The following is a 6,868-nucleotide window of genomic DNA, read 5'->3' as shown; positions in this document are numbered from 1 at the left end:
TGCCACACCTGCGGCAGCCTGTGTATGACCGATGTTCGACTTGACCGACCCCAGCAGCAGCGGCCGGCCCTCCCCCCGGCCCTGTCCGTACGTCGCCAACAGGGCCTGCGCCTCGATCGGGTCACCCAGCTTCGTCCCGGTGCCGTGCGCCTCGACCATGTCCACCTGGGCCGGAGCGAGACCGGCGTTCGCCAGCGCCTGGTTGATGACCCGCTGCTGCGACGGGCCGTTCGGAGCCGTCAGGCCGTTCGACGCGCCGTCCTGGTTCACCGCACTGCCCCGCACGACGGCGAGCACCTCGTGGCCGTTGCGCCGGGCGTCCGACAGCCGCTCCACGAGCAGCACGCCCACGCCTTCGCCCCATGCCGTCCCGTCCGCGGCTTCGGCGAACGCCTTGCACCGGCCGTCCGGTGCCAGACCGCCCTGCCGGGAGAACTCGACGAAGGCGCCGGGCGTCGACATGACCGTCACGCCACCGGCCAGAGCCAGTGAGCATTCGCCCGAGCGCAGCGCCTGGATCGCCCAGTGCAGGGCGACCAGCGACGACGAGCACGCCGTGTCCACCGTCACTGCGGGGCCTTCGAGCCCCAGTGTGTAGGACACTCGGCCCGACAGCACACTGGCTGAGCTGCCCGTGGCTCCGTACCCGGCGACCGACTCGCCCGCGTCGCCCATGAGATGAACGTAGTCCTGGCCGTTCGTACCGGCGAAGACCCCGGTCGGACTGCCGGACAGTGACGACGGGTCGATGCCGGCGCGTTCGAGGACCTCCCACGACGCTTCGAGCAGCAACCGCTGCTGGGGGTCCATCGCCAGCGCCTCACGCGGCGAGATCCCGAAGAACTCGGCGTCGAAGTCAGCGGCTTCGTACAGGAAGCCGCCCTCTTGCGTGGCCGAGGTGCCGAGGCCGGCTGTGCCGGTGCCCGGGTCGTGGAGCGAACCGAGGTCCCATCCGCGGTTGTCGGGCAGGGTGGAGATTCCGTCCGATCCGGCGGCCAGGAGGTCCCACAGTTCTTCCGGCGAGGTGACACCACCGGGGAACCGGCAGCTCATGCCGACGATCGCTATGGGGTCGTCCGCCTCGGCCCGGGAGGTGTCGGAAGCCGTGGGCGTCCCGCTTTCGCTCACGGGCACGAGTCGGGACCTGAGGTGGCGGGCCAGTGCAGCGGGGGACGGATAGTCGTACACGAGCGTCGTCGGCAGGAGGAGCCCGGAGGCTGCGTCGAGCCGGTTGCGCAGTTCCACCGCGCTGATCGAGCTGAATCCGAGATCCAGGAAGGCCCTGTCCGCGGGTACCGCTTCCCTGGATCCGTGGCCCAGGAGCGCGGCTGCCTCGTCACGGACCAGGTCCGTCAGCAGGCGGAGGCCCTCCTGCTCCGGCACGGTCCGCAGTCGGGAAGCGAGCGCGGAGTGGTGTACGGAATCCCGATCGGCCGGGCCGGTGGCGGAGGACTCCGCCTCAGGGGCCTGCACCAGCTCGCGGAGCAGCGGGTTGGGGCGGTGTGACGCGTCGCGCCCCGCCGCCCGGTCCCACTCCACATCCGCCACGACGAGCGAGGTCTCGTCGTCCTGGAGAGCCTGTTGCAGGGCCAGGAGTGCCAGTTCGGGGTCCATGGAGCCGACGCCGCCGCGCGCGAAGTTCTCGTCCTGTGCGGCGCCGAGGCCCCTGCCGTCCCAGTGGCCCCATTGGATGGCGACGGCCGTCAGGCCTTCCGCGCGGCGGTGCTGGGCGAGGGCGTCGAGGAAGGCATTAGCAGGGGCGTAGTTCCCCTGCCCCGGGCCGCCGAGGAGACCCGCGACGGAGGAGAAGAGCACGAACGCGGAGAGGCCGAGGTCGCGGGTGAGCTCGTGGAGGTTGGTCGCGGCTTGTGACTTCGCCTGCAGTGCGCGGTCGAGCTGGCCGACGGTCAGTGTGTCGAGCAGGCCGTCGTCCAGCAGCGCCGCGCTGTGGACGACCGCCGTGAGGGGCAGCTCGGCCGGGATCGAGGCCAGCAGGTCGGCCAGCGCGGACCGGTCACCCGCGTCACAGGCGGCGAGGGTGACCGTGCAGCCCTTCGACGTGAGTTCCGCCGCCAGCGACTCCGCCCCGGGTGCGTCGGCGCCGCGTCGGCTGACGAGCAGCAGGTGCTCGGCGCCTCTCTCCGCGAACCAGTGGGCGGTGTGGGCGCCCAGCGCGCCGGTCCCGCCCGTGATGAGCACGGTGCCCCGGGGGGAGCGCCAGTCGTCGACGGCGGGAGTACGGGGAGGGCGGGGGGCTGCGACGAGCCGGCGTCCGTACAGGCCTGCGGCACGGATCGCCACCTGGTCCTCGTCGGCGTCACGCGCCGCGAGGACCGTGCGCAAGCGGTGAGCCGCACGCTGGTCGAGATCCTGGGGAAGGTCGAGCACGCCGCCCCAGCTCTGCGGGCGTTCGGCACGTATCACGCCGCCCAGTCCCCAGAGCATGGCCTGGGCGGGGTCGGTCACGTGGTCCGCGCGGCCCACGGACACGGCGCCACGGGTCGCGATCCACAGCGGAGCCTGCACCGCGGTGTCGGCGAGGGCCTGGACGAGGACCAGGGTGTTCGCTAGGCCCGCCGGTACGGCGTGCGCCCGGGGGTGGGTGCGTCCGTCCAGGGCGAGCAGCGACAGCACACCGGTCACGTCGGTGTCCGGTCCTTCGCCCAGCGCGGTGCGTATGAGGGCTGCCAGGGTGTCGCGATCGGCGCCCGGAGTCACCCGGACGACGACGGCTTCGGCCGGGGCGAGCGCCTCGAGGCACGCGTCGAGGCACGGGTCGACGGTGGTCGTCGCGGGAAGCGCGACCAGATACCTGCCGGTCATCCGGTGAGGGCTCGCGGTCGTTTCGGCGATCCGGTTCCACAGCACGCGGTGACGCCACGAGGAGACGGTGGACAGAGCGGTGCGCTGTCGCCGCCACGCGGACAGCGCGGGAAGCGCGGCGGCGAACGACTGCTCCGTGTCGACCGCGAGCGTCCGCGTGAGTGCCTCCAGGTCCGCGTCGTCGACCGCGGTCCAGAAGGCGTCGTCCTCCGGTGCCGTTCCGGGCCGGTTCGCGACCGGCGTACCTGACATGCTCAGCCAGTAGTGCTGGTGCTGGAAGGCGTACGTGGGCAGGTCCACACGCCGGGCGCCTGTGCCGGCGTACACAGCACGCCAGTCCGGTTCGACGCCGTTCGTGTAGGCGGCGGCGAGCGAGGTCATGAACCGGCGGGGCTCGTCCTCGCCCCGCCTCAGGGTGCCGAGCGCCACCGCGTCGCCGGCCGCCCCGTGGAAGGTCTCCTGGAGCCCCGCCGTGAGTACCGCGTGCGGGCTGACCTCGATGAACACCGTGTGACCGTCGGCGAGCGCGGCGGTGGTCGCTGCTTCGAACTCCACCACGGACCGCAGATTGCGGTACCAGTAGTCGGCGTCCAGGCCGGCGGTGTCGATGAGCCCGCCCGTGAGCGTGGAGTAGAACGGAATCGCCGCGGAACGCGGGGTGAGACCTTGCAGTGCCTCCGCGAGGTCTTCCCGGATGCTCTCGATCTGCGCCGAGTGCGATGCGTAGTCCATCGCGATGCGCCGGGTCCGTACGTCGGCCGCCGCGCAGGCGGACACGAAGTCGTCCAGCGCGTCCAGGTCACCGGACACGACGACGGATGCGGGCCCGTTGACGGCCGCGACCGACAGTCGGGGGCCGTACGGCTGCACCTGCTCGCGCACCCACTGCACCGGGCGCGGCACCGACACCATCCCGCCCTTGCCCGAGAGGGGCATCGTCACTTCCCGCCGGCGCGCCACGAGGCGCGCCGCGTCCTGGAGCGAGAGCGCTCCGGCGACGGTGGCCGCGGTGATCTCCCCCTGCGAGTGACCGATCACAGCGGCGGGCTCGACTCCGCACGAACGCCACAGCTCGGCCAGCGAGACCATGACCGCCCACAGCACCAGCTGCATGACGTCCGCCCGGTCCGACGAGGGGGCGCCCTCCACGCGTCGCACCACGTCGAGGAGGGACCAGTCGGTGTAGGGCGCCAGTGCCTCCCCGCACGCGGCGAGCTGTGCCGCGAAGACGGGGGAGGACTCCACGAGGCCGGCCGCCATCCCGGTCCACTGCGCGCCCTGCCCCGGGAACACGAAGACAGGCTTGACCCTGCGGGAGGCGGTCCCCTGTACGGCCCCGGGGGCCGAGCCGATGTCGGCCACGGACCGGAGCGCGGACATGAGACCGTCGTGGTCGTCCGCCACCAGGGCCACGCGATGTTCGAGCGAGGCCCTGGTGGTCGCGAGCGACCATGCGATGTCCATCGGGGACGGGGTACCGCCGCGGCGTGTCTCCAGATGGGCCAGCAGACGCGCGGCCTGGGCCGCGACCGCTTCAGTCGATTTGCCGGAGAGGACCCAGGGCGCGGTGCTGGTGGTCAGCAGGGTCCGCGCGTCAGCTTGCGGGGCGTCTGCCGGACCGGGAACCGGTCGGCTGTCGAGCGCTGCCTGTTCGAGGATCACGTGCGCGTTGGTGCCGCTGATCCCGAACGAGGACACGCCCGCTCGGCGGGGCTCACCGGTTTCGGGCCAGGCCGTCTGCTCGGTCAGCAGCTCGACGCGCCCGGCCGACCAGTCGACGTGCGCCGACGGCTCGTCGACGTGCAGCGTCCGTGGCAGGACTCCGTGCCGCATCGCCAGCACCATCTTGATCACACCCGCCACTCCGGCGGCGGCCTGCGTATGGCCGATGTTCGACTTGAGCGATCCGAGCCACAGGGGGCGGTCGTGAGTCCTCTCCTGCCCGTACGTCGCGATGAGCGCCTGGGCCTCGATCGGGTCGCCGAGAGTGGTACCGGTGCCGTGCGCTTCGACGGCGTCCACCTGCGCGGCCGTCAGCCTGGCACCTGCCAGGGCCTGCCGGATCACCCGCTGCTGCGAGGGACCGTTCGGCGCCGTCAGGCCGTTGGACGCTCCGTCCTGGTTCACGGCGGACCCGCGCACCACGGCGAGCACCTCGTGCCCGTTGCGTCGTGCGTCCGACAGCCGCTCCACGAGGAGGACGCCCACGCCTTCGCCCCAGCCGGTCCCGTCGGCTGCGGCGGAGAAGGCTTTGCACCGGCCGTCGGCCGCCAGGCCGCGCTGCCTGCTGAAGTCGATGAACGTGGCCGGTGTGGTCATCACCGTGACCCCGCCGGCGATCGCCATGGTGCACTCACCCGACCGCAGCGACTGCACCGCCAGGTGCAACGCCACCAAGGACGACGAGCAGGCGGTGTCGACGGTGACCGCCGGCCCTTCCAGACCCAAGGTGTACGAGACCCTGCCGGTGACGACGCTGCTCGCGGTGCCGGTACCCAGGAATCCGTCGACTCCTTCGGGCACAGCGCCGACGCTCGCAGCGTGATTGTGGTACATCACCCCGGCGAACACGCCCGTACGGCTGCCACGCAGCGACAGCGGATCAATGCCGGCGCGCTCGAACGCCTCCCAGGACGCTTCCAGCAGCAGGCGCTGCTGAGGGTCCATCGCCAGTGCTTCACGCGGCGAGATCTTGAAGGGTTCCGGGTCGAAGTCACCGGCGTCGTGCAGGAACCCGCCCTCGCGGGTGTAGCTGGTGCCGGGCCGCTGCATGCCGGGGTCGTACAGCGCCTCCAGGTCCCAGCCTCGGTCGGTCGGGAAGCCGGTGATCCCGTCCCTGCCCGAGACAGCCAGTTCCCACAGCTCGTCGGGGGACCTTACGTCGCCGGGGTATCGGCAGCTCATCGCCACGATGGCGATCGGCTCGTTGTCCTTCTCCTCGACGGAGCGCAGACGCTCGCCGGTCTCGTGCAGGTCAGCGGTGACCCGCCGGAGATACTCGCGGAGCTTGTCTTCGTTCGCCATCAGCGATTCACCTGCCGAACTTGTTGTCGATGAAGTCGAACAGCTCGTCGTCTGAGGCTGTACCGAGTGTCTTACTGAGGTCGAAGCCGTCACCGGCGTCGTCACGCAGGTCGCTCCGGGCCCCCGTCGGCTCGCGCTCCTCGTTCCACCTGGCCATCAGGGCGTTCAGCCGGGCGGTGATGGTGGCCACGGAGTCCTCGCTGTCCGGCGTGAGCGCGTCGAACACCGTCTCCAGGCGATCGAGGGTGTCGAGCACGGAGACCATGGCCGCGTCGCCGGGGGCGATCCCGGTCAGGATGTGCTCGGCGAGCTCTCCGGGTGTGGGGTGGTCGAAGACCAGGGTCGCGGGCAGGCGCAGACCTGTCACCCTGTTCAGCCGGTTCCGCAGATCCACTGCGGTGAGCGAGTCGAAGCCCAGCTCGGTGAAGGCGTCGTGCGGTTTGATCGACGCCCCTGAGGCATGGCCGAGTACGTCAGCCACCTGCTCGCACACCAGCTGGAGCACCAGCCGCTCGCGCTCGGCGGCGGGCACGGCACGCATCCGTTCGGCATAGTCGGTGGTGCCGCCGGTCTCAGCCGGACGACCGGCCCTACCGAGGTTTCTGACGGGCTTCCTCACGAGCGCCCGGAGCACGGTGGGCACGTCCTGCGTCAGGGCGTTCCCCCGCAGTACGGTGAAGTCGAGGGGAACGGGCACGAGTACGGGCTCGTCGGTCAGGGACCCGGCCGCGTCGAGCAGGTCGAGCCCCCGCTCCGTGGACAAGGCCAGCACACCGTCCCTGGCCATCCTCCGCAGATCGTCCGCTCCGAGCTGCCCGGTCATCTCGCCGGCCTCGGCCCACAAGCCCCAGGCCAGCGACTGCCCCGCGAGTCCTTCTGCCCGCCGGGCCATGGCCAGGGCGTCCAGGAACGCGTTCGCCGCGGCGTAGTTCGCCTGGCCCGCACCACCGAACACACCGGCGGCGGACGAGAACAGCGTGAACATCGACAGACCCATATCGCGCGTCAGCTCATGCAGATG

Annotated in this window: 2 protein-coding genes; both read right to left on the bottom strand. The window is 71.4% G+C overall.

All coding sequences use genetic code 11. The features are described 5' to 3' along the window. On the bottom strand, positions 1-5,847 hold a 5,847-nt coding region (locus ACHFIV_RS11150), incomplete at its 3' end, for a type I polyketide synthase (RefSeq protein ID WP_398966346.1). 7 nt (positions 5,848-5,854) lie between these two features. Next, positions 5,855-6,868, bottom strand: a 1,014-nt coding sequence (locus ACHFIV_RS11145) for a KR domain-containing protein (protein WP_398966343.1), incomplete at its 5' end; no start/stop codon positions are given.

It is taken from the genome of Streptomyces sp. ALB3 (assembly GCF_044385685.1).
GTDB lineage: Bacteria > Actinomycetota > Actinomycetes > Streptomycetales > Streptomycetaceae > Streptomyces.
The sequence above is the reverse complement of the archived record's forward strand: the minus strand, read 5'-3'. Positions and strand labels throughout refer to the sequence as shown.